This window comes from Actinoplanes sp. NPDC049598 (genome assembly GCF_040675435.1).
Taxonomy (GTDB): domain Bacteria; phylum Actinomycetota; class Actinomycetes; order Mycobacteriales; family Micromonosporaceae; genus Actinoplanes.
In genome coordinates this window covers 15,425-37,505 of sequence record NZ_JBFAOX010000042.1, presented here as the reverse complement: position 1 = coordinate 37,505, position 22,081 = coordinate 15,425, and the positions used below count along the sequence as shown (strand labels likewise).

Genomic DNA, 22,081 nt, shown 5'->3' with positions numbered 1-22,081 from the left:
CTGCGATGAGGGGGCCTAATCGAAAATGGTCGCTGCTCACGGTGAGGTCCCTTGGGTGGGGACGGACTAAGAAATGCCCTGCGGGGCTCCGCCCCTCGCACCCACCCGCCGCGACCGGATGCGTGCGTGCGGCAAGCCGGTCGGCACGGTCGAGATGGCCGAACGAATAGATATAGAGAGAGTTCGCTGTCGGGGCTAAGGGTCGGATTCACCGTTGCCCGTTAACAAAGTGTGAGGGGTGGAGGGCCCGCCGTGGCAGGTGGCCCGGAGCCAGGACTACACCGCCGACTTCCAGGTTCCCGCCGTGAGGGTGATCCGGTTCAACCCGGCGACCGTGATCTGACCACCTCGACCGGGACGGCCTGGCGGTCCGGGGAAGCCACCTGCACCAGCCGTGCCTCCGTGAACGTCTACCGACCGCGGATCAGCAACTGACCTTCAGGGTCTCGCCGGTCCCTCGGCCGACGAGAGCCGGCACGCGGTAGTGAACTGGGCCATGCACCGTCAAGGACACCCGCCCCCAGCGCCGATACAGACAGAGTGAAGCGGCCGCCGGGCCACCAGTACCCCATTTAGGAGCATCCCCGATAAGCGACACCGCCGCCCGCACCAGCCGCATGACCAACCTGTCCGAGACTGCCCTCGACGCGATCGGCGAGATCGACACCCTGCTCGCGCGGCTCGTCACCGTCGCCACCGACGACGAACTTCGCGGCCAGGACCGCCGACAGGTACTGACCTACCTCGTCCGCCAACTCTCGGCACTCCGGCGATTCGAGAACGGCCGTTGGGCACAAGTCGATCCGATCGTCAGCCGCCTGTCCCGCGAGCGCTACCACGCCTTCCGCGAAGGAGCCGGAACTAGCAGCCCCGAGTCCCTGGGCAAGCCGTGCGGCATCACCCGCTCCGCCGTCGAGCAGCTCCTCGAACGCGGCGCGGCCCTCTACGGCAACGACCCCGAAGCGCGCACCGTCTACCTGAACCGCCGCAAGTCCCCGCCCACCGCGGCCTGGCCGGCACCCATGATCGTCATCGATCAGGCCGTCCCTGTGCCCGCACTGATCCAGGCAGAGTCGGCCAGCGCTTTCGTGGGCATACCCCTCAACGATGCTGCCTGACCACCGAGAACAAGGTCCCGCACCTGTCCGGGTGCGGAACCCCTCGCTTGTGGCTATCCCGAGACCGGGCTGATGTAGGCCCGGACGAAGAAGTCTTGGACGGTCGCGTCGTGAAGGTGTCCGCCGACGGTGAGGCCCTCCCCGTACAGGGTGACGTGCAGGTGAACCTTGCCGTCTGCGACCTCACCGGTGCCGGACAGTTCCAGCGGCTGGCCGTAGTGCCGGAGCCGGTCGACCAGCGGGTCATCCTTGTGCATGACACTGACCGTGGCGGTCTGGACGGCCCCGATCAGCGTCATGCCGGCGTTCGTGATGCCGAGCCGGTCCACGCCGGCCTGAACGGTCGCGAAGACTTCCTCACCTCTGCTGATGGTGATCAGGTGCGTGGTCAAGGTAGCCATCTCCGGTGAGCGTGAGTAGTCTGCGGTCCCTCGCCTGGTCCGCCGTCGCGGGAGCACCGGACGGGTGCAGACCTCGGGTGGTTGTCGGTCACCAGGTGACCTCGGCGTAGTCAGCGGCCTGCAAGGTGGATCTCCTGATGACCGGCAGCCACGCACCCGAGCGGGTCAGCGGTATGGCCAGTCGCCAGCAATCAGCATCGGTGGCGGATCGTCGCTGCTGGCGGTAAGGAACATTCGCGGGACGACCCAGGTGCCGAGCGTCTGGTGCCAGGAGGTCAGAGCCTCGCAGATGTCTTCTGGTTCGGGAACCGGGTCGTCACTGAGGTGCAGCCGAAACTGGAACGTCGGGGTGTCGCCCGGGTGGTTGGCAGCGGCCTGGAAGTAGCCGAGAAGGCAGCCGTCGATGAACTCCCCGGGCCGGACCCGGGCGGGCTCGAACTTCGATTCTTCGTTCTGCCAGTAGAGCAGGTCCGGATACCATCCCAGCCGCAATAGCCGCCGATGCTTGTCGATATTCCAAAGAACGTTGAGCCTCGACGGGACGTCGAAGGACGGTTCGCCGGCAGAGTCGTAATTCATCTCGACGCCTAGCCTGCTGGCCTCCGCTGCGAACGAAAACGGCTGCACTGCTCTGACCGCGGCGACGCCTCTATCACCGCACAGCCCGCGCAGTTTCGCTTCCAGCTCCTCAAACGCTTGCTCATCGATGCGGCTACCGAACGCCGGCTTCGTCTCCTGCCGCCGGGTAAGGGTTCCCGTGTGCCTGCGGGCTAGGTCATAAACGACCGTATCGAGCGCCGACCGTAGGGCATGCACGACATCGCCGGCAACCACCGCAATCTCCGCGGGAATCGGCTGATCGATCCGTAGCCGGTAGGCGACCTCTCCCGGTTGTCGGCCAGGCTCCGTCTCAACCCGCCACGGCTGCGCCTGGCCGTACGCCTCAACAGACACCCGAAGGAGGCCGAGGTGAGTTGCGGCGTGCCGCAACTTCACCCACCAAGGGCACTGGGGGTCTTGCCAGCGACCATCCATGACCGGCGAGCGTACCGTCCACCAGTCTCTATCTGCGGATCGCCCACGCATCGCATGGCCGGACGGTTCACATGGATGATCAAGTCGAGCCGTTGGTCGTTCTTTGCCTTCACTCGAACGGCTGAACCGACACGACCTGAGCCGATCTAGGTCCCGGGTCCGACGCGCGTCGCGTGCTAGATTCCCCGAGCCGCAGGTCGGCCCTGGTGGAGGGCCGCATGCATGCCGCCCCGGGCCCGGTACCCACTGCGACGTGCTCGAAGGTGTGGCGCGCCTATTCACCGCGATCATTCATGAATTCGATGGCTCATCGTGTGACAGCGCCGACCGGGCGGTCGAGAGGTCACGCCATGCCCCACCGGGGACTACTGACGCGCGTTCGCGCCGAACACACCGGGGAAGACCTGGTAACGGCACGTCAAGGCGTCCACAGAAGTGGACTCGGCCTCGACGAGTGCACTCCGGCCCAACGAAGCCTCCGCACGCTGCTCGGGCTACACCTGTTCAACGGCGGTGACAAGAGCGCGCTGCCGTACCCGTCGATGGTGCACGTCCTGACGAACTACACGTTGCTGATGTCCCCGCGGTACGACAATCTGGTCGTCATCACTGACGCCCCAGCCAACATGGCCGGCTATCTCGTCCCCGTCGGGCAGGCCAGACGTCCCGGCCCTTCTTCCTCTATCCCCGGGCTCCGGCTGGACCAGATCACCGGCGCTCGCCGCTCCGACGGACCGGACTACCACCTGGTGCACCTGCCGACCGGTGCCCGCATGATCGTCACCCAGCAGAGGCGTACCCGCTTCGAGAGTCGGCAGTCCAATGGAACACGCCGCCCCTCCGGCTACCCTTGGTGGACCAGCGACATCCCGGTAACAACCGAAGAGCACGACCGGTCCATGAATCTCCTCACACCCCCGGACGGCATCGCCACGATCGTCAACGCGCTCGTGGTGCGCATGCGCGCCCGTGACCCTCACCGGCAGTGGGCGATGGGCAATTGGTGGAACGACCCCCTTCAGCGCGAGGGGAGGCCGTGTGATTGCCACGGATCAAATCGCCGCCTGATGCCCGGAGGACGCCATTGGCTGATGGAGTGGTGCGGTTACCCCTACGCCGCCGACGTGGCGGCGATGCTCTCCGACCCGCGCTTCGGCCTGCCGGACGCGACCGTCACTCCGGGCTCCCGCCACTTCACGATCACGCTTGGCAACGACACTCTTCGCATCCAAAACCGACATCTCGATTGATCTAGGTCTCATGGCCGCCGCTTCGGACTCGCCGTCCGTCCAGCGGCAGAGGGCGGCATGGTCTCGATGAGAGTCCCGCCGGTACCGATGCGAGTGCCAGTGGTCAGGTCGGCTGCTCTGTGCTGCGGCCCGTGATTCGCTTCCAGGATCACGGGCCCACCCGGTACCGCTCGCACACCGGGACGCATTGCGCACTCAACCGATCGGTAGGTAGCGACGAAGCCAGCGCAGAAGGGCTTCGGCTTTGGCGCGCTGGTGGGGCCGGAGTTGGCCCATGCCGGGAGGCGGAGGCTGGCGACTGGCGTCGAGAGTGAAGCCGGCTTGGGCGGCGACCACCGCGGTCAGGGCTGCTGGGTCGGCCTGGGCGGTTGCTCCGCGGCCGAGCAGCGCATCCAGGTCATGGCCGCTGTCGGCAGCCACGCTGGTGAGCAACATGAGCGTGTCGATCCAGGCGGCCCCGCGGCAGGCCCACGGCCAGTCGATGATGACCACGCGGCCGTCCGGGCGGAGCAGGATGTTGTCCGCGCGGATGTCGTAGTGCACGAGTGTGTCGCCGTTGACCGCGAGGAGCGCGTCGTCAGCGAGTCGGCGTAGCATCGGCAGGTGCTGGACCGTCCAATCGTCGAGGTCGCTGGGCGGTGATTTGGCGATCCGGTGCCAGCCAGAAAATGGATCGGCGAGTGCTTCCTCGGCGGACGGCATGTCGGCGATCGGTGACGGGGGCAGCCGGATGGCCAGACCGTCCAAAGCGTCTAGGACAGCCGCGAGGTCCTCTGGCTGCCATGGGACGTGCGGGTTACGGCCGGCGACGTACTCGAGAACGAGCACCACTCACTCACCGTCGTCGCACACGCCGTAGAGCCGGGGTACCGGGACGTCGTCTGGAAGCGCGGCGGCGACCGTCGCCTCCTGTCGGTGCAGTCCGGCAGCGCCGGCATTCATCGACATGCTGATCGCCTTGACGAACGCCGTGCTCCCCACAGTCGTGTACACCCGGTCGGCCGTGCCGTTGGAGAAGCCGCCCGGCTGAGACTCCGCGGCGATCACCGGCGCGCCGAGGATCTCCTGGACGCCCGCGCGAACACAGTTGGGAAGGTCGCCCCATCGCATGCGCCGTCCGGTCGCTGATGTCACACGATGCATCATCGCGATTAGCGCCCCACCGCCGCGACTGGGCGTGGCAACAATTGGCGGCGATGTCCCCGTCCGTGACCGCTGATCCAACCGAGAACCCGACCGTCCAGACGCCCGCGCACGACGAGTTGGATCGCGGGCCCGCCGATGTGGTCGACCTTGAGGTCGGTCGGCTGCGGTTGAAGCCGGAGGCTGCGGCCTGGCTCACCGACCACACCGAACGCTTCAGACCGCAGGGTTGGGACCTCCCGTTGTCCAGCGTCGCGAAGGAAGTGGTCACCTGGAGAAAGGCCGGCCCGCTGGCCTAAGCGCCGCCGGACGATCCTGGCGTAACCAGGAAGCGCGCGATGGTTGGGCGGGCCTTTGCGAGAACCCCGTGCGCACGGCCGAATCGTTGCATCGCCTCGTCGAACGCCTGATGCCGACGCAGCAGTCCTGCAAGCGCGGGCGTCTCCTCCAACCCGCGATACCGAGCCACCGTCCGGCCGGTACGTGCAGCAGCCGCAAGCGCGGGAAGTACGGAACCTGCGACGTTTACCGGGTCGGGCTCGAACGCGATCTCCTGTTGCCCGACTCGTGCGCTGCCGGCCAGACCCCACGGCATCCCGTGCACGGTCGCCGACAGCAGCGCATACACCTTCGGCATGTCCGGGAAGGCTTCCTCAACCAGGTCCGAGGACCTGGTGACCAGCGGAAACTCAGGACCACCAGGTCGCACCCGAATCCCCTTAATCCGGTTGCCGGTCCGGTTCGGGACTGTCTCGATCCTCGCCTGTCGGACCAGAGCCAGCAGTCGGTCTCGGTCTGCCTGAACGCCCGGCCCGGGAGCCGGCATGTAGGGGTTGCCGGGAATTCCAGCGGCACCGCTGGCCGCAGCATCGGCGTCGGCGAGCAGGAACGCTACGCCCCGTCCAAGCCGAATGTCATACGGTTGCCCGTCAGCGAACAGGTGCACCACAAGGGCTGCGGCCTCCACCGCCGAGCGAGCCAGGCTTGCGTGCGCAAATAGCGGCACCGCGTCGTGCGGTCGTGCCAGCAACGCTCCAAGCCACCGCACGTGATCGGCGACCGACACCGCCAGATTTAGACTGGACACCACCGCTCGGCTTCCCAGGGTGTGCCGGTCTCCGCTGCGCGTCGCGGTCAGCAACGCCCGGTAGTCTTGGCTGGCCGGGGCACCCGGCGGCGCAGCCGACTCCAGCACCGCGCTAAGCAGGCTCTGCAACTCATCAGCCTGTTCCACGCAGTACCGGCCCGCGCGGGCAAGAAACTGTGCGGCAGGATCGCTGTGGGTCACAACGGCCTCATCTCGAACACGGCACTAGACCCGGATCATGGTGCCCGCTCTGGTGCCACTAGCGCATCAGGGATTCCGAACGAGCGTCGCTCCAGCCGGTACGGAGCTGCACCAGGGCCGGCTGTTCACAGTTGTGGACAGCCGAGCCGCCAAGTTCGCCCAGCCGCATCACCTGGGCGGTTGAGGTAGTGATGCCCTCTGTGCTCAGGCGTCGACGGTGAACGCCTGGACGTAGCCGCGGCCGGTGCCGAGATCTTCATAGACGGCTGTGGGTGCGACCCTATTCCAGCGGTGTCCGAGCAGCAGCGCCAGTCCGCCCGGTCCGGCGAGGAAGAGATGCACTCGGGTAGCGGGGTCGCGTTCGAGTTCCTGCCGGATAGCGTTTCGCAAGGCTTGGGCGTAGGCAACGGCCTCGCCGGAGCCGGCGACGGATTGGTCGTGGGCACCGTCCGCGGGCAGGAGCGTGAGGATTCTGCCGACTGGGAGGTTCGCATCGGTGATGTAGCGGGCCACCGCGGTGGTCGGGTCGATGCTCATACCGATGGCTACGGCCAGTTCGTTGCCCGAGCCGATGGTGGTGATGACGCCGGTGGGCGCGGGGACTGCGACGTGCTTCGCGTTCGAGGCCCAGGCGTCACCGTTCTGCAGGTAGGTGATCGTGGTGCCGCTGACCTGGGCGAAGCGGGCCCCGACGGTGAAGAAGGTCGCCTGGCGCATGAAGCCGCGCAGCACGATGTCCTTGTGGCCCAGCAGAGCGATGGTCTCGACGGCTTGGTCGATGTCGTTGCTCATGGTGGCCCAGTCCGCCGGGTCACGGGGGCGGCGTCGCAGGGGTGGTGAGTCGCCCTCGTACAGGTCGACCCAGTCGAGGTCGACAGTGGCGTCCTCCGGGTGCGGGTCATGTTTGATCGCCTGTACGAGGAGTACGCCGCGGGGATCGTCGGCGTGCAGGTTCACTCGCTCCACCTCCGTGCGGATGTCCTCGGGGCTGAGGACTCTCCTGCCTTCGCGTACCCATTCGGCAACGAGGCCGACACCGCGGTCAAGGGCGTCCTTGTCGCAGAGCAGGCCGTTGGCGAGCATGAGAGTCCGTGCCCGGTCCTCCTCGCTGCTCACGGTCAGGCCGACCTTGAAGAAGAGGGCGTCGAGCATGGCGAGGACCTCGTCGCGGTCGCACTTCAGAAGTTTCGCCCAGTCGTCGATGCGCCGGCCCGCTTCAGAGCTGGGGTCGGCAAGGCGGGCTAACGGGTTGAGGCAGTCGGTGCGCCCGTCGACGAGGCTCAGCAGCGGGTCACCAGGGTCGAGCGCCCGGTTGGTGGTCAGTTCCATGATCGGCGGGGCATCGTCCCTGCGGCGCAGCAGTTTCCAACTGGCGTGGAACTTGGTCAGCAGCGCCTTGCCCGTCTTGCTCGGCGGGACGGTCAGGTAGGCGTCGTTGATGAGGTCGGCGGTCTTGGCCGCCCACTTCACCTGCGCATACCGGTGCCGGTCGGCGATGGCGCGCAGGATGACGTCGTCCACGTTGCCGGCGTCGTTGACTTCAATCTCCAGTTGGTTGTACGGGCTGCCGGGCTGGATGACGCGCATGGCCGCCGTCCAGGCGATGAGGTTCTGGTAGTGAAACCCGGATTGCAAGGCCCCGACCCGAGACAGCGGGCCAGCAGCGGGACGAGGCGCGGTCATCGAAGTTCCTCCGGTGCGGTCATGCAGTGGTCGTCGGTGGACAGGGCCAGGGGGACGGCGGCCGCCTGGTTGCCGAAGCAGGTCCAGGCGTACGCCGCTGGCCGATCCCATTGGGGGTTTGCGACGGCGATGATCGAGACAATGGCCTCGAAGCCGAGTTCGGGGTCGGCGAGCAACCGCGCGTACGTGGCGAGATCGCGTTCGCTGGGGACCGGGGCTGCGGCGAGGTGGGTGTGCCATTCCCCGATCCAGATGCTGCCGTCGCGGGTGAAGGCGTCGTGAGCGAGCTGCTGGGCGTGCCCGAGATCCCGAAGGAAGAAGTCGGGCTGCCGCACGGCCCCCGGGCCGGGGTCGCCGGCGACCCGGATTTCCGCAACGGCGTCGTGCACGTGACCAAGCAGGATGCCGCCGGTCTCGTCACCGTCCTCGGACCTGCGGCACTCCCTGCCGATGACCGCGTGGGCGGCGGGCGTGAGGTGAACCTGTCGGATCGGAGGACCGGCCGTCACGGTTCCTCGCAGGTGGGGCAGCCAGGGATAGGCGGGTAACCGTCCAGCCACCGCAGTTCTCCAGCGCGTGACAGATCGAACGGTGCCGGCCAGCCTGGCTGCGGCCTCAGCGCGAGCAAGGCGTGATCGCCGGGCAGCCGCTGGTCCGGGTGACCAGCACGTTCGAGGAGCGTGGCAACGGCGGCCTTCGCGGCGAGTCGCCCAACCAGGTGCAGGTCCGAGCCGACGGCGGTCATGGGCCGGTGGCGGGTGCCGGTGCCGTAGCCGGCATCCAGGGCGGGTTCGGGGTCGATCGCTCCGGCGTCGGTGAGCGCCTGGCGTTGGCAGACCAGGCACCCCCGGTCCGGCCACGGCCGTAGCCGCAGGACCTCACCGATGCCGCCGTCTTCCAGCACGCAGGCGAGCACGGCATCCAGCCCGGCGCGGCGGGCCAGGTGGCTGACGACCCGGCGCGGGGCGACTCCGTCTGCGGTGCACACGACCAGATTGCTGCGAGCCAGCAGAGGGCGAGCCTTGTCGGCGTCACGGATCACGTCGATGGCGTGCGGCTCGATCGTCGTGCCGGGCCGTAGTTGTTCGAGGTCGTCGCGGAGGGCGAAGACCTTTAACTTGCCGACCTGTGCCGGGCCGCTGACGTGCCGCACGAGGTTGTGCCACAGCAGGCGGTCCGGGTCGATGAGCAACAGCCGGCCGACACCGTACTCGGCGAGGGCGTGCACCGTAGCGCCGCCGATGCTGCCGGCTCCGACAACGGTCACCGTCGCCGCTGCCAGCGCCTCCACCGGCCATTGCGGCGCGAGTTGCGCGTTACCGACGACCCACGGTTCACACGCCACGTCAAGGGGCTTGACGCCGCCGGAGGTCACGTGCCACGCCGCGAACTCGGCAATCCCGAACCCCGGATGATCGGTTTCGACGTCGGGCGCATAGGTCAGCGCGATGTAGTCTCTGCTGCCCGGCTGCTTGAACCCCGACGGCACCAGTTCGGCGAACACGGACACCGGCAACGCAGCGCTCCGGCGTCGTGCGTACTCCCACGCGACGTGCAGCTCGGTTGTCACCCGGTACCAGAACCCGCTCGGGCGGGTATCCCCGTAATTGAGGAAGTGGGTACGCGGCGTCAGCCGCACCGGAGAGGTCGATCCTTCCCTCACCGAGATGGCGCACAGGAAGCCAGCGTTCTGGGGGTCGGAGACCTTGAAGGTCGCGCTGCCGTGGCTGCCCGCGGCCTTCAACAGTTCGGCACCCTCGCTCGGGACGATGACCAGGAGCCGGGTCACGCGGTGCCGCTCCCGTCCAGGTTTGCGGGTTGGCTGCTGGAACCACCGGTGCTGTCCGCAGCCACGGCCACCAGGTGATCAGACTGTTCGTCGTCTACGATGCCGCGCAGGGTCATCGCCTCGATCACTCCAGCCTTCATCAGCGCGTACTCCACTCGCCAGGCAGCCGCCTTCAGCAGCAGGTCGGTCACCGAGACACGGCCGTTCCAGGTCGCATCGTCCTGCAGCAGGCACAGGCTGCCGTCACCGTTGACGTGCCACTTGTGATCCGTCCGCTCGACGATTCCGGGCTCCGGGTCCGTCGGATAGATCAGCGGCGCGACCATCGGGTAGGCATGCTTGTACACGAGCGTGACGTCGACCCCCTCCTCGCCGATCAGCGCACGCAGACCGGCAGGCTCCGGCCGGTCGAACGGCCACCTCGGCAGCCGCCCAACCCATCCGCCCGCAGCAAGATCAACCCACTTCAAGCCGGGAAACCGTTCGCTGATCTCGGCCCGGTCTAGGGCCAGCCGGCGCGGCTCACACTGCCACCAGGACACCGCGCCACCGTCGTCGAAAGTCATCGTTCAGCCCTGCGGGGCGTCCTTGATCGGCCGGGGCCGAATGAACGCCGGGGCGGTCACCGCCGGGCTGACCTTCTTCTTCTCCGGTGCCGGGAAATCCTCGCCGAAGATCTCCTGCCAGGCCCGCAACGCGTCGTCCGTGTCACCGGCTGCCGCATGAGCGCACGCCCGCGCGGCGATCTCCGACGCTTCCTCCAGGGCGGTCCGCAGGCCGACCGTGTCCAGATCCGGTTGAACCACGCCGCAGTGGCCTGCAGGGTCCTCGATCGGCGTATTCACCCGGACTGCGGCAGCCGTGAAGAACGTCTTCAGCGCGTCCGCCCGGTTACCGGAGCGGGGCAGGCATTCGAGCGCGAGGACCTCCATCACCAGCGACTTGATCTTTCCGTCCACCTTCACCGACCGCCGCCACTCCTTGAGCACGCGCACGATCGGCCGGAAGTACGCCCAGTCCTTCTGGTGCTCTTCCACGCGTCGGATCAAATCCTCCGGGTCGGCGGTCACCCACGTGCCCGACAGCGCCTCCGGGATCAGTAGCGTGTCGTCCGCCTGCCGGAGCGCCGGCATCGCGTCGACCGTGAACGCCTCCGGGTCGTCCGGGTCGTCGATGAAGCACTTCACCGCGTGGTTGCGCCAGCGAGCCAGCCGGACCAACTGGTGGACAGTGCCGTGGGTGATCCCCAGCAGCGTGTTCACCCGGCCACGGGTGTAGTCCAGCGCCTCCTCGGCGGAGTCGCCCGTTTTCCCCCAGTCGGGATGGTCGGCGGCCTCGTACACGATCACCAAGTCCACGTCGTGGATCGGTTTGAGTTGGGTGCTGCGACGCAGCGAGCCCGACCCGAACACCTCCACGACGTCGCTCTCGGCCGCGAACGCCTCCTTGAACATGTCACGCCGAGCGCGTGCCAGCACGACCTGCATCCGCTCGGCGTCCACGGTCTTCTGGAACTCGTCGAACGCCTCGTCTACGCCCATCTCTCCCCAATACGGTCAAAACATCAAATCGATAGACTCCCGCCTGGCACCCAGGTAACCCACGGTCACCAACCTTGCCGGCGGGCCGTCCATTCCCGACTTCCCACCGAAGGTGCCGACCGTACCGCTGGGGTACGACATTCAGTCCGGGATAACGCTCTCACCGGCGAACATTGGGCTCGGCTCGCGCCGCTCGGAGTGCCCGCACGCTCTCACTCCAAGCCCGCCGACGCCCTCAGCGCGCCGACGTCGCCATTACAGCCAGCCACTGAGGCGCAGCGGAGTGCCATCCGCCCACTGACCGTCGACGTATCCGGTCCCCTGCCGAAGACGAAGCAGGACACGATCGCCATCACCGAGCAGGAGAAGCACGTCAACCGGCTGAATGGGGGCCGTCACGACGCCCGACCGTAGCGGCGCAGCGCCGGGCGGTCTACTTCACCACCGTGTCGGACACCCGTTCGAGTAACGCTGCCGTGCCTCGCTATAACCAAGTTGAGCCGACGTACCAGCCCCGCCTACGGTTTCGAGGCAACCAATCAACGACAGCGAGCACCGGGCGGGCCCTCGTCTTGGAGAACCGCGCAGCACATCGCAGATCAAGATGGGAACGTCCGCCTGATGGATTCCGTGCCGAATGACGGCGCTGTTGACGACGAGCGTTTGCATTACCTGCTGGGCCTGCAGACCGAGTTGCCGTCGCTGGACTACAAGCAGAAGTACGACCTCGGGACGGCCGGCAAGTCGCGGTTCGACTTCGTCAAGGACTGCGCGGCCATGCTCAGCCGTCCGCACGGTGGGTACCTCGTCGTCGGAGTCGACGACCGAGGCGAACCGGTCGCCACCGGTCTACGCGCTGCGGACTTCGACTCCAGCCGGCTACGCGACATGCTCGCCAAGCACCTCGAAGGCAGCATCGACGTGCGCAGCGCCGTCCACGAGGTCGCCACCATTCCGGTCGTGCTGATCTACCTCGCACGACGGACCGACGGGCTGTTCCCGATCGTCAAGTCGGACTTCACCTACACCGAGCCGGGCGGCACCCAGAGGACCGCACTTCGGGCCGGTGACGTGTACGTCCGTGACGGAACCAGCACTCGCCGCTGGCGATCGGCCGATCTCCCGTCGCTGCTGAGCCCGTACGTCGAAGTCGCTCGCCGCGAGGAACGTGCGCGAATCGATGACATCGTGGCAGTAGTCCGGCAGCAGTACCGCGGCCTGGAGGCCGCGCTCGGTCCAGCCACCGCACTAACCTGGCACCTCGGCCAGGACGACTTCGACACCGCCATCGTCGAACTGTCCCGCAGGCATGATCAGGCACCGATTCGGCTGCTGGGCTTCGACATTGCTCGGGATGGTTGTGCGTTGCTCGACGACCCCGGCGACGATGCACCGGGTCGGCTGCAAGATCTCCTGGACCGGGCTGTTTCTGCGCTCGCCTACGGCATCGTCCTCGACGACAGGAATCTTGCCGAGCGTCTCACCCGTGCGCTGCACGAGATCTACGTCCATGGGCTGGTCGTGGATCAGCCCCGTAACGATGTAGTCGCCACCGTCCAATTCACCATCGTGGCGCGCGTACTTGCGGCCATCGCGCTCGCCGCGCGCATCGAGGCGTGGTGGGCGGTCCGGCCCCTCACGCTGCGGCCGGTCGGCACAGAGCCTGGCGCGTACGAGCGGGCCTCCTGGCTCCGGCACGCGACGGTATGGAACTCCCGGTGGAACACTGCCCCCACCAACGCCGACGGGCATCCCATTCCCGGGGTTCTGATCGCCCAAGCCCGCGAGATCATCAGCCGGGTTCCGGCACTCCGCCGCGACGTAGCCGCACCGGTCGGAGCGTTCGCAGTCGGCGAAACACCACAACGCGGCGACACGCTGCTGGACTCGCTCTGCCAGGCCGATCTGTTGTGGTGCCTCGTCGCGTTCCTACACGGCGGCAAGCACGGCACCCGCGACTTCTACACCAGTTTCGCGGCCCTCTACGAGCATCGTGTCCAGCCGATGGTCCGTCGACTGCTCACCGATGATCCGGCCGTCGATGGCGTGTTCCCGGACACCACACCCGAGGACCTTCGAGAAGCCCTCGCCGACGTGCTGAAGATGGCAAGCAGTGAGGGAGCCCGATTTGGTCACTTCGACTTCGGCGTGCGCGACCTAGCCTGAACGACTCGACCCGTCCGAAGATCGTCGCCTGGCCTACGGTCCTGCCGTGCGGTCTCCGCGGTCCACCAGGAACTCCCGGTACGCCGCTGGGCCCCGGCGGAGCATCACTCGCGCTTCGGGCGGTAATTGGCGCTGAGCGGCGTTGAGGATCGCGCCGGCCGCCTCGATGCCGGCCTCAGTGAGCCGTTGTCCGGTCGCCGCATAGTGCTGATCCATCGCCCGGCGCTGCTGCTCGCTGATCATGGTTCCTCCGGTTCCTCAGCGGCCTCGGCTGAGTCTGCCATGATCGGACAGCCCTTGACCGACCGGTCGGCCACCGCAGCCTCGGCACGAACCGCCGCATCGGCCAGCACGGGGCTGACCGACCTCCATCCGCGCCATTCACCCGAACCGGTGACGAACCAGTCCCCCGGCGGCGCGCTACCGGCCAGAATCTCCGCATGGGCGCTTCACCGTTCTCTGCGGGCTCGACGGTCGTCCGACGCGACGTCCTCCGCGGCCAGGTCTGGACGGCATCCCCATACCGCGTCGTCCGCAACGACGACGCCGGACTGATGCTCGCCTGCTGGCCGGGGGCTGAGTCGTGGGTGCCGGCAACCTGGGCACAGTGGATGCTGACCAGGGAGGACCAGGCGCGCAAGGCCGGCATCCCGAACATGGCCAGCGGCGAATGGGCGCTGAGCCGGTGGGCCTGGCAGGACAACCTCATGCTGGCCTGGTACGGCCTCGACCCGGACTTCAGTCTCCGCCTCTACCGTCCAATCGCCGGCGGTCCGGTCCAGTGGGGCGTTGACTTCGAGCGACCGGTGCACGAGACCAGGATCGGCTTCGACACGTTCGACCTGCTGCTCGACATCACGCTCGACCAGGATCTCACCTGGAAATGGAAGGACAGCGACGAGTACGAGCAGGCTCGGCGGCTTGGCGTGATCACCGACGCTGATCACCAACGTGTTGAGCGGGCTCGCGACCGGGCCGTCGCGTTCGTCGAGACTCGCGGTGGCCCTCTTGCGACGGACTGGTCGTCTTGGGAGATCCCGACGGACTGGACGCTTCCCGTCCTGCCGGATGACGCACTCACGCAGCCGGTGAACGAGCCGTAAGCGTCGGGCATGCCTCCGAGCTGTCAGAGAATCTCAGGTGGGACAGCCAGCAGTTGGTCCAGCGGCACAGGCCCGGCCGCGACTAACCCATACTCACCAGAGTCGGTGAGGGTATGCCTGCACACCAGGCCATCAGCCCTGACTAGCCAGTACCGAGGGATGCCCGCCAAGGCGTACTCCGCCGCCCTGCTGTCCACGTCGGTGATCGCCGAGCTGGCGGTGGCCACATCGACGGTCAGCATGAGCCCGTCCGTAGTGGCGTAGCCCGACCCGGCGGACCGTGGTGGCCGGCCGGGTGCCCAAACCGTCAGGTCCGGTACGCGGGCCGCCCCACCAGTCTCGATACCGCAGTTGATGACGACCCGGTCAGCGCCGAACCCGTTCGACAGCAGCCAGACGGTTAGCCTGCTCAACACCAGGGAGCGCTCGGGATCACCGGCAGGCCGGATTGTCTTCAGCCCGTCGGAGCCCATCTCGTATATGTGCCGCTCGTCGGCAGCCGCTCGCGCCCGCAGGGCGACCAGGTCTGCGCGGACGTTCGTCATGCCCGCACCCTACGCGTCCAGTGACCGTCGGACCCGTCATGCGGCGAGGCGATCCGCCTGCCCCTCGGCCAGCAGATATCGGTGCAGCGAGCCACGAGGAATTCCGGTCTTTCGGCTGATGTCGCTATACGAGTCCCCGGCAGCGTGCAAGAGCCGGGCGAACTCCTGCTGCTCCGCCGTTGCGGCCTGCTTGCGGCCGACCTTCTTGCCCGAGGCGCGCCGGTTATCTGTGGCGGACCGTTTGCGGTCCTCGATGAGCATCAACTCGATCTCACCGAGAAACCCGAGCATGAGCAAGGCCATCTGGCTCGTCAGGTCGTTGGTCCGCGTGTCGATCTTGATCCGGTCAAGCAGGGTGACGAGACCGATGCCCTCGCGGGTCAGATCGCGCACGAAGGTAAGTACTTCGACCAGGTTGCGTCCGAGACGGTCCAGGTTGGTGACGCAAAGTGCGTCTCCGGGACGCGCCACGGCCAGTGCTTGGTCGAGGCCGTCACGTGACAGCGTCTTGCCGGTGATTTTGTCGCCGAAGGTCCACCGCTCGCTGACGCCGGCGGCGCGCAGCGCGGACTGCTGTCTGGATGGATCTTGCGAACGTGACGACACTCGCCAGTAGCCGATGAGGATGCCGGTGGTGTGTACGACCGTCGGGACGCCTGGGAGTACGGGGAGTGCGGTATCTCCAGATATTTCTGGATCTGACACGCGTCGACCGTAGATCATCTATCTCTGACTGTCGACTGGCAGACCTAGCGAGATGATCTATTGGGAGCCGCATTGAGAGATGGGCATTCCACGCAGGTCGGGCAGGTGGGCCGTCATCGCCGGACCATCTCTGTTCTGGACAACCGAGACGACACTTCCGTGACCAGACGACCACCGATCGCGGTCATCGTCGTTTGCGAGCTACCCGCTGATTAGCGGTGCGACCTGACGATCGAGGTAGTCGCGCAACCGGTCGCACGTCAGCATGTGGTCGTGCAGGGGCTCCGCGAGGAAAGCAAGGTTCGGCTGACCGGCCACGTAGGGCAACATGAGGTAGTAGCCGTCGTCCTGGATCTCGCGCAACAGAGCGATCAGCTCGACCGGCAGGTAGACGTACGCGGCTTCGAGTCGTGACTGGAAGTTGGCGACTCGTCGGCGCTCATAGTCCAGGTACTCCTTCCAGGAACCTTGGCGGACGGAGGCTCCGTCGTCAGAGATCATGAAGCGAGCCGGGTTCTGCTCGTCGCTGGCGGCCTCGCACCATCGGCGCAGGTCGTCAGGGTCGATCGGCTGGGTTAGCGGGTCCGGTAGCGGTGGAGCGCCGACGGACTGCGTGAGCGTCCGGATGACGGCCATCGCGCCGCCGGACACGCCTCGAAGGTCCTTGTTGATCGAGGCGTAGAGCGCCTCCTGGTCGCGCAAGCGCGGCAGCATCACCACGAGCAGATTGAAGATCCAGGCACCAAGGATGGCGAGCCCGAAGTCGTAGAGGAACTCGCCGAGTTCCTCTCCGTACGGCCACACCTCGGGCACTGGGAGGAATACCTGCCGGGCCACGGTGACGAGGGCCGCGATCGTTGCGAGGGCGGTGATGACCGGCTGCGTCCGCAACGCGCGGACGAATCGATTCCACGTTCGCCGCCGAGACGGTTTCATCGGTCTCCTTGCGGCCCATGACGGTCAGGCGCGCCGAGGTGCAGTCGAGCCACCCAGCGGCGTAGGCGAGCGTACGGTCAAGACTCCCGGTTCGCCGAGCGCCTGCACGCTGTTTCACCTGGTCGAGTGGTCCGGGGTGATCTGATTGATCGCAGGTAGGGTCGCCCTGTGAGTGACAGTCCTGCCGACGAGGCTTTGCGCCGTATCGATGACCTCCTCGCGAGCACGATGCAGTCGCTGGAGTCGCTGGTCGATCTGCGGGCGACGTTGACGGGTGGCCATCCGGTGGTCCGGACCCCCGTGCCCGTCGCGGAACCTGACGAGTCGTGGCCGCTCGGTGTCCTCGCGGTCGACCTGGTGCAGCGCATCCGTGCGCGCCGCAAACGTCTCGCCGTCGAGCGGGGCACCCGCGTGCAGATGGTCTTGGGCTATACGCAGCCCGGGATGGTGTGGGACGACCTGCGCCGCGAACTCGTCGACCCGGAGTTTCGGGCCGCTTGGCAAGCCGCCGCGGCCGAAGCCGCGGCAATCGACGAGGACGCTGCCGCGACGATCGCGCTGGCAGCTCGGGTGGCACCATGGGCAGCCAGACAGACCGACCAGACCCTGCCGCTCTGGACGGCGTGGGCGATCCTCACCGAAGCGTCACGGCACCTGGCGCTGCTCGACGGCAGTCCGGATCACCTGGATGACCAGGATGCCAAGGTACTGGAGGCGCTCCGCACCTGGCACGACACCCACACCGACTAACCGGCCAGATCGGGCTCACTCGATGCCGTCAAATGCCTTGAGCCGGGTCTTCTCATCGAGCCGGCCGACTGCTCCGTCGTTGTCAGCCCAGTCTGCATCTCCGGCAGCCTCGAAATCAGCGAGAGCGGCGTCATCCTCGCAAGTGAGGCTCGCCTGCCATCTCGTTGCGGCGTCGACCCGGCCAGCGAGTTCCTCGGCGGCTCGGGCAGCAGCCCACCCGGCGACCTCGTCCGGATGCTCCAACGCCCACCGCGCCGCGTCTGCGTCCTCGATCACGAGCATCACCACCGGCATCCGAGCAGCCTATCCCTGGGCCAGGTGCGGGTGCGCGTCCTCCCACCACTCGCGAACCCACCCCGGCAGCAGGACCGCCGGCCACACAGCCGCCAGCAGATCGGCAGCCAAGAAATCCGTGAGGTCCTGCGGGCTCGCGGCGTGACGAAGAACCGTCTCCACCCAGGCGACCCGGTCAACCCGGCTCCCCAGGTCATACACCCGGTACGGAGCAACCCAACCGCACACCGGCGACGGCAACGCATGACGCCCCGACACCGGGCCAGCCAGACCGTCCAAATCCTCCGGCGGAGGCACCTGGAAACTACCGCCAGGCACACCGATCCACCGCACGACCAAGCCTTCCTCCAGTGACCGCCGTCCATGATCACCAGCAAGGGGCCGTGATACAAGTGTGCGATTGGCGCAGAGGTCACCGACAGCGACGTGCGCCGCCCTCCTCGACGAAGCGGCGCATTCGGGACTCATATCTCCGGAGAGTCGCACCGGCCCTGATCAGGATGCGCGAGCCTCCATCCACCCACTTGGCCGATCCGAATGGCTCGCAGCGGCGGGTTCACCGCCGTCATCCAGAAGCCGGACGCCATCTGGACGTAGGCTCAGTCAAATGATCGATAGGCCCGTTCGCATCGGGCTGCAGTTGCAGCCGCAGCACATGGACTACGCCACCATTCGCCGCACCGCCTCCGACGCCGAGGACCTCGGCGTCGATTTACTCCTCAACTGGGATCACTTCTACCCACTCAGTGGTGAACCGGACGGACTGCACTTCGAGTGCTGGACCATGCTCGCCGCCTGGGCAGAGTCCACCTCCCGAGTCGAGATCGGCGCGCTGGTCTCCTGCAACAGCTACCGTAACCCGGATCTCCTGGCTGACATGGCCCGCACGGTCGACCACATCTCCGGCGGCCGCCTCATCCTCGGCATCGGCTCCGGCTGGTTCGAGCGCGACTACACCGAGTACGGCTACGAGTTCGGCACCGCCGGCAGCCGCCTCGACGACCTCGCCACCGCGCTCCCGCGCATCGAATCCCGGTGGGGCAAACTCAACCCGCCGCCGACCCGCAAGATCCCCGTGCTGATCGGCGGCGGCGGCGAGAAGAAGACCCTCCGCCTCACCGCCAAGCACGCCGACATCTGGCACAGTTTCTCCCACACCGAAACCCTCGAACGCAAACTCGGCATCCTCGGGCAGCACTGCGCCGACATCGGCCGCGACCCGTCCGAGATCGAAATCTCGGTCATGGGCAAGACCGAGGACCGCGACAAGATGTACGAACTCGGCGCACGCCTCTTCACCATCCACACCGGCGGCCCCGAACCCGATCTCACCGACCTCCGCGAGTTCCTGGCCTGGCGAGACAAGATCAACGCCTGATCTACAGGGCGAGGGCTGATCACCCGTTACAAGATCAGCCCCCGCCGTCAGCGCCTTTACCGAAGGCGCACCCGATCGCGAGTTAGAGCATCAGATGCCCTCTTATGGCCGAGAGCATCCCGCCACGCAACATCGCAGCGGTCGCACCGCTACCGACCTGGTACTCCGGAAACCCGCACCATACAGTGTGGAGCGAGTGAAACTTCGCCCAATTCAGGGCGTCAGAGCCGGGTTGCGACGACGGGGTTGGCGGATGACAAATCGGGCCGAGTTCTCGAAATCAGTACGGACCGTCATCGCCGAGCGCGCTGGCTATCAGTGCTCGGTCCTGAACTGTGGTCGTCTGACACTCGGGCCGTCGCCGAACGGTGGGAACGTACTCAGAACCGGCATGGCGGCTCACATCTACGCTGCTGCGGCCGGCGGTCCACGGGGTACAGGGGGCCTCTCCGCTGAGGAACGCAGCGCGCCCGAGAACGGCATATGGTGCTGTTACACCCACGGCAAGGCAATCGACTCAGATCCCACTGGCATCTATTCCGCAGCGCAACTACGCGCGTGGAAGCGTTTGCATGAGGCAAGGAAGGGTGCCGAGGTCACCGGCATCACATCCGACAACTACGGGCTGGTGGAGTCGATCACGGTTGAATCCGCTCCTGCGGCCCTTGCCGGCCGGAAATTCCCGCTCGGCATGCGCAACATCATCACTGGCCCCAACGCCAGCGGAAAATCCATCCTGGCCCGCTTGATCGCCAGCGTCGCCTATCCAGACCACGTCGCCGAAATGTCCAAGTGGCGGGACGTAGACTTTGCCGTCAAGTGGTTCGACCCGCACACCCATGACGTGGCCACCTCTGGGCGCGCCGGCGAGGTCTGGCACGTACTGGACGGCGAAGAAGTCCCCTACGTCGCGCGCCCCTACAAGACGATCTTCCTACCAGCAGACAGATTGCCGTCTCTCGACAGCGTCGCCGGGCTGGCTCAACTACTCGACCTGAGCGCCGTAGCGACGAAGGCCCTCTTGCGCTCGCTGCCAGAGTCATGCGACCTGGTCAAAGAGGTGAACATCATTGGTGACCGCATCGAGTGGATGACAGAACTCGACGAAGGCTTCGCCCGAAACACCCAACTCGACCGGCTCTCCCGTGGATGGCAGTCACTGATGTTGATCGAATTGGCTAGCGCGCACGCTCGCCATCACGCACGTGTCGAGCCGACGATCCTTCTTCTCGACGAGCCGCTCGGATATGCCAGTGAGGGAGCCATCGTAGAAAGGATGCTGGAACGGCTTGAGACTGTCGCCGAGCATGCGCAAGTCGCTGTTGTCAGCGTGCACCCGGGTGCGCTGCAGAACACCGGGAGTTGGACGATCACAGAGTTAGAGAATCGCCCTATGCGGCAGACTTTGGGGAGTCCCATCGAATTCGAAATTCAAGCGACGACCAGCCTTCCGGACACCTGATCCAGGTCACCTCGCCCGTGAGAACAGCGCTCACGGCACAGCTAGAGCGCGTTAGCCCAGGTAGATCGTTCCGTGAGCAGTCAGCAGCAAATTCCGACGGTGCAGAAGAGTAACAAGATCGCCAGGTGTCTGGAGAGTCTTGAGGTCCTCGTCGGTGATAAGCAAGATGCGGATCTTGCGGATAAGAGCGGCGGCACCGATGGCGTGAGCCCGGCTGCGATGGTCCTGGTGGCCGGTGATGCCGTTGGCCGCGGCGAGAATTCCCAGAGAGCAGCCGCGGTCGGCAACCACATTGACGAAGTATCCAAGAGTGGTGCTATCTACCGGCTGTGACCAGTTCTTGCACTCGATCAGGAACATCTCCGGCAGCATTCGAAGCCCGCCGAGCGCCTTCTCGTTAGCGACAGTTATGTCCACTTCCTCAGTGCCATACGAATTCAGTGTGTTGCGCTGGACCTGGCATCCTTCGACCGACTCCAGGAGGTAGGTCAGCAAGTTTTCGTAGTACCGGCCGCGACGGTGCGACGGGTGGCGCTTGTCTCCTGCGCGGCGCAGATATGCGTCGACGCGCGCCTGGTAGAACGACGTCATCAGCGATCGCCGACCCGGTGGACGAGGACGTTACGCTCGTTGTTGAGAACCTGTGCCAGGGATGCGCGCTGTAGGCGATTCGCCAGTTCTTCGATGTCGAAAACCATGACTGCCGGCCAGTCACCCGGCGGCATCCGAACTTTCAAACCGCGATCCCACCTGTAATAAAGCAGAACAGACCACGGAGCATCACGTGTTAGTGCGTAAAGTTGCAGCCCGTTAAGGGTCTCTTTACGCAGGCCCGAACTACGGACAATCTTCGTCTCGACAACCAAAGGGCCCGGTATGTACTTCTCTGTGCCGGGGACCCAGGCCGCAATGTCCCCAGTGCCATCCGCAGATCTGGCTTCCTCAGCCTCCGCGCCTGCAGTACGTAGCAATTTCAAGGCCAAGGACTCAAGAGCCCAGGCAACACGGGAGGTGTTAGAGGCGTAGTCGGCCTCCCGGAGGTTCGCCAGTTCGCCTCGGATCGCGGCAATCGATGTCTCTGCTACCGGTTCAATCGGCTGCGGCACACTGCCGGTTGGCGCTGGCGCTCCTATTGACTCCAGGAACAACTTGAACTGGCCGGTGAGCGCCAACGCGCTCGTCACGGGAACGCGAGCGACTTGCAGAGAGAACAACGCCGGGTCCAGACGGCGCGGAGGTTCGGCCACCAGCAACACGGGCAGGTTCGCGCCGACTGCCTGACCGATCTCTAGGTAGACAGAAGGAGGCGTCTCCCAGCCCGATTCGGGTGGGAACAGCACGCACAGGAAATCCGCGTCGGGCAACCAGCCCCTGCCTGCTCGGGTGGTGGTGTCAAACACCCGATCAGGTTCTGTAACCTCCACCCCGAGGTCTGACAGTGCTGTTCGGGCGGCCGACAGGTCCATCGGATGCTCGGCGATTAGGTAGCAACGC

At 66.3% G+C, this 22,081-nt stretch carries 25 protein-coding genes; 8 read left to right on the top strand and 17 right to left on the bottom strand.

The window, feature by feature from the left end:
- Positions 1–617 precede the first annotated feature (617 nt).
- Positions 618–1,118, top strand: coding sequence for a hypothetical protein (locus AB0J66_RS47155; protein WP_364675311.1), 501 nt, complete (start codon positions 618–620; stop codon positions 1,116–1,118).
- Positions 1,119–1,171: 53 nt separating this feature from the next.
- On the opposite strand, the gene AB0J66_RS47150 is transcribed toward AB0J66_RS47155, so the two are convergent.
- Both AB0J66_RS47150 and AB0J66_RS47145 read right to left on the bottom strand, forming a co-directional pair.
- Entirely contained in the window at positions 1,172–1,519 is a 348-nt protein-coding gene (locus tag AB0J66_RS47150) for a DUF296 domain-containing protein (RefSeq protein WP_364675308.1), read from the bottom strand.
- Positions 1,520–1,684: 165 nt separating this feature from the next.
- Entirely contained in the window at positions 1,685–2,515 is an 831-nt protein-coding gene (locus tag AB0J66_RS47145; protein WP_364675305.1) for a hypothetical protein, read from the bottom strand.
- Between the two features lie 389 nt (positions 2,516–2,904).
- Between AB0J66_RS47145 and AB0J66_RS47140 the strand changes: the two genes are divergently transcribed.
- On the top strand, positions 2,905–3,804 hold the full coding sequence (locus AB0J66_RS47140; protein WP_364675303.1) for a hypothetical protein: 900 nt from the start codon (positions 2,905–2,907) through the stop codon (positions 3,802–3,804).
- A gap of 195 nt (positions 3,805–3,999) precedes the next feature.
- Here the strand turns inward: AB0J66_RS47140 and AB0J66_RS47135 are convergent, their stop codons facing one another.
- Both AB0J66_RS47135 and AB0J66_RS47130 read right to left on the bottom strand, forming a co-directional pair.
- A complete protein-coding gene (locus tag AB0J66_RS47135) occupies positions 4,000–4,635 on the bottom strand; it encodes a phosphotransferase (protein WP_364675300.1) in 636 nt (211 codons plus the stop codon).
- Positions 4,636–4,938 (bottom strand): hypothetical protein, encoded by a 303-nt coding sequence (locus AB0J66_RS47130; RefSeq protein WP_364675299.1) that lies wholly within the window; start codon positions 4,936–4,938, stop codon positions 4,636–4,638.
- 62 nt (positions 4,939–5,000) lie between these two features.
- On the opposite strand from AB0J66_RS47130, the gene AB0J66_RS47125 reads away from it, so the two are divergent.
- Positions 5,001–5,246: a hypothetical protein gene (locus tag AB0J66_RS47125; protein WP_364675296.1), complete on the top strand. Its 246-nt coding sequence runs from the start codon at positions 5,001–5,003 to the stop codon at positions 5,244–5,246.
- Here AB0J66_RS47125 and AB0J66_RS47120 read toward each other — a convergent pair.
- From AB0J66_RS47120 to AB0J66_RS47095, 6 genes are all read right to left on the bottom strand, one after another.
- The gene (locus tag AB0J66_RS47120) at positions 5,243–6,235 is read right to left on the bottom strand and encodes a hypothetical protein (RefSeq protein ID WP_364675294.1); all 993 of its coding nucleotides are present in this window, start codon (positions 6,233–6,235) and stop codon (positions 5,243–5,245) included. The genes AB0J66_RS47125 and AB0J66_RS47120 overlap by 4 nt on opposite strands.
- 204 nt (positions 6,236–6,439) lie before the next feature.
- Positions 6,440–7,918, bottom strand: coding sequence for an SAVED domain-containing protein (locus AB0J66_RS47115; protein ID WP_364675292.1), 1,479 nt, complete (start codon positions 7,916–7,918; stop codon positions 6,440–6,442).
- Positions 7,915–8,427 carry a Mov34/MPN/PAD-1 family protein gene (locus AB0J66_RS47110; RefSeq protein ID WP_364675289.1) on the bottom strand — a complete coding sequence of 171 codons (513 nt, stop codon included), beginning with the start codon at positions 8,425–8,427 and terminating at the stop codon, positions 7,915–7,917. Before AB0J66_RS47110 ends, AB0J66_RS47115 begins: the two co-directional genes overlap by 4 nt.
- Positions 8,424–9,707, bottom strand: a complete 1,284-nt coding sequence (locus tag AB0J66_RS47105) for a ThiF family adenylyltransferase (RefSeq protein WP_364675287.1) — start codon at positions 9,705–9,707, stop codon at positions 8,424–8,426. Before AB0J66_RS47105 ends, AB0J66_RS47110 begins: the two co-directional genes overlap by 4 nt.
- Complete coding sequence (locus AB0J66_RS47100) at positions 9,704–10,273, bottom strand: hypothetical protein (protein ID WP_364675284.1); 570 nt, start codon at positions 10,271–10,273, stop codon at positions 9,704–9,706. Before AB0J66_RS47100 ends, AB0J66_RS47105 begins: the two co-directional genes overlap by 4 nt.
- A gap of 3 nt (positions 10,274–10,276) precedes the next feature.
- Complete coding sequence (locus AB0J66_RS47095; RefSeq protein ID WP_364675281.1) at positions 10,277–11,209, bottom strand: hypothetical protein; 933 nt, start codon at positions 11,207–11,209, stop codon at positions 10,277–10,279.
- A gap of 660 nt (positions 11,210–11,869) precedes the next feature.
- Here AB0J66_RS47095 and AB0J66_RS47090 point away from each other — a divergent pair.
- Positions 11,870–13,414, top strand: coding sequence for an ATP-binding protein (locus tag AB0J66_RS47090; RefSeq protein ID WP_364675278.1), 1,545 nt, complete (start codon positions 11,870–11,872; stop codon positions 13,412–13,414).
- A gap of 33 nt (positions 13,415–13,447) precedes the next feature.
- On the opposite strand, the gene AB0J66_RS47085 is transcribed toward AB0J66_RS47090, so the two are convergent.
- Positions 13,448–13,657 (bottom strand): hypothetical protein, encoded by a 210-nt coding sequence (locus AB0J66_RS47085; protein ID WP_364675275.1) that lies wholly within the window; start codon positions 13,655–13,657, stop codon positions 13,448–13,450.
- A gap of 197 nt (positions 13,658–13,854) precedes the next feature.
- On the opposite strand from AB0J66_RS47085, the gene AB0J66_RS47080 reads away from it, so the two are divergent.
- Positions 13,855–14,517, top strand: coding sequence for a hypothetical protein (locus AB0J66_RS47080; RefSeq protein WP_364675273.1), 663 nt, complete (start codon positions 13,855–13,857; stop codon positions 14,515–14,517).
- 23 nt (positions 14,518–14,540) lie between these two features.
- On the opposite strand, the gene AB0J66_RS47075 is transcribed toward AB0J66_RS47080, so the two are convergent.
- From AB0J66_RS47075 to AB0J66_RS47065, 3 genes are all read right to left on the bottom strand, one after another.
- Entirely contained in the window at positions 14,541–15,062 is a 522-nt protein-coding gene (locus tag AB0J66_RS47075; protein WP_364675270.1) for a Uma2 family endonuclease, read from the bottom strand.
- Between the two features lie 36 nt (positions 15,063–15,098).
- Positions 15,099–15,767, bottom strand: a complete 669-nt coding sequence (locus AB0J66_RS47070) for a recombinase family protein (protein ID WP_364675268.1) — start codon at positions 15,765–15,767, stop codon at positions 15,099–15,101.
- Positions 15,768–15,968: 201 nt separating this feature from the next.
- Positions 15,969–16,703 (bottom strand): hypothetical protein, encoded by a 735-nt coding sequence (locus AB0J66_RS47065; protein WP_364675266.1) that lies wholly within the window; start codon positions 16,701–16,703, stop codon positions 15,969–15,971.
- Between the two features lie 168 nt (positions 16,704–16,871).
- Here AB0J66_RS47065 and AB0J66_RS47060 point away from each other — a divergent pair, with 168 nt between their 5' ends.
- A complete protein-coding gene (locus AB0J66_RS47060) occupies positions 16,872–17,453 on the top strand; it encodes a hypothetical protein (RefSeq protein WP_364675263.1) in 582 nt (193 codons plus the stop codon).
- Between the two features lie 15 nt (positions 17,454–17,468).
- Here AB0J66_RS47060 and AB0J66_RS47055 read toward each other — a convergent pair whose 3' ends face one another.
- Positions 17,469–17,747: a hypothetical protein gene (locus tag AB0J66_RS47055; RefSeq protein ID WP_364675260.1), complete on the bottom strand. Its 279-nt coding sequence runs from the start codon at positions 17,745–17,747 to the stop codon at positions 17,469–17,471.
- Positions 17,748–18,354: 607 nt separating this feature from the next.
- On the opposite strand from AB0J66_RS47055, the gene AB0J66_RS47050 reads away from it, so the two are divergent.
- Positions 18,355–19,125, top strand: a complete 771-nt coding sequence (locus AB0J66_RS47050; protein WP_364675257.1) for an LLM class F420-dependent oxidoreductase — start codon at positions 18,355–18,357, stop codon at positions 19,123–19,125.
- 253 nt (positions 19,126–19,378) lie between these two features.
- On the top strand, positions 19,379–20,587 hold the full coding sequence (locus tag AB0J66_RS47045; RefSeq protein ID WP_364675255.1) for a hypothetical protein: 1,209 nt from the start codon (positions 19,379–19,381) through the stop codon (positions 20,585–20,587).
- A gap of 51 nt (positions 20,588–20,638) precedes the next feature.
- On the opposite strand, the gene AB0J66_RS47040 is transcribed toward AB0J66_RS47045, so the two are convergent.
- Together AB0J66_RS47040 and AB0J66_RS47035 are read right to left on the bottom strand one after the other, a co-directional pair.
- A complete protein-coding gene (locus tag AB0J66_RS47040; RefSeq protein WP_364675253.1) occupies positions 20,639–21,178 on the bottom strand; it encodes a restriction endonuclease in 540 nt (179 codons plus the stop codon).
- Positions 21,178–21,987 (bottom strand): hypothetical protein, encoded by an 810-nt coding sequence (locus AB0J66_RS47035; protein WP_364675250.1) that lies wholly within the window; start codon positions 21,985–21,987, stop codon positions 21,178–21,180. The genes AB0J66_RS47040 and AB0J66_RS47035 overlap by 1 nt, the downstream gene beginning before the upstream one ends.
- Positions 21,988–22,081 lie beyond the last annotated feature (94 nt).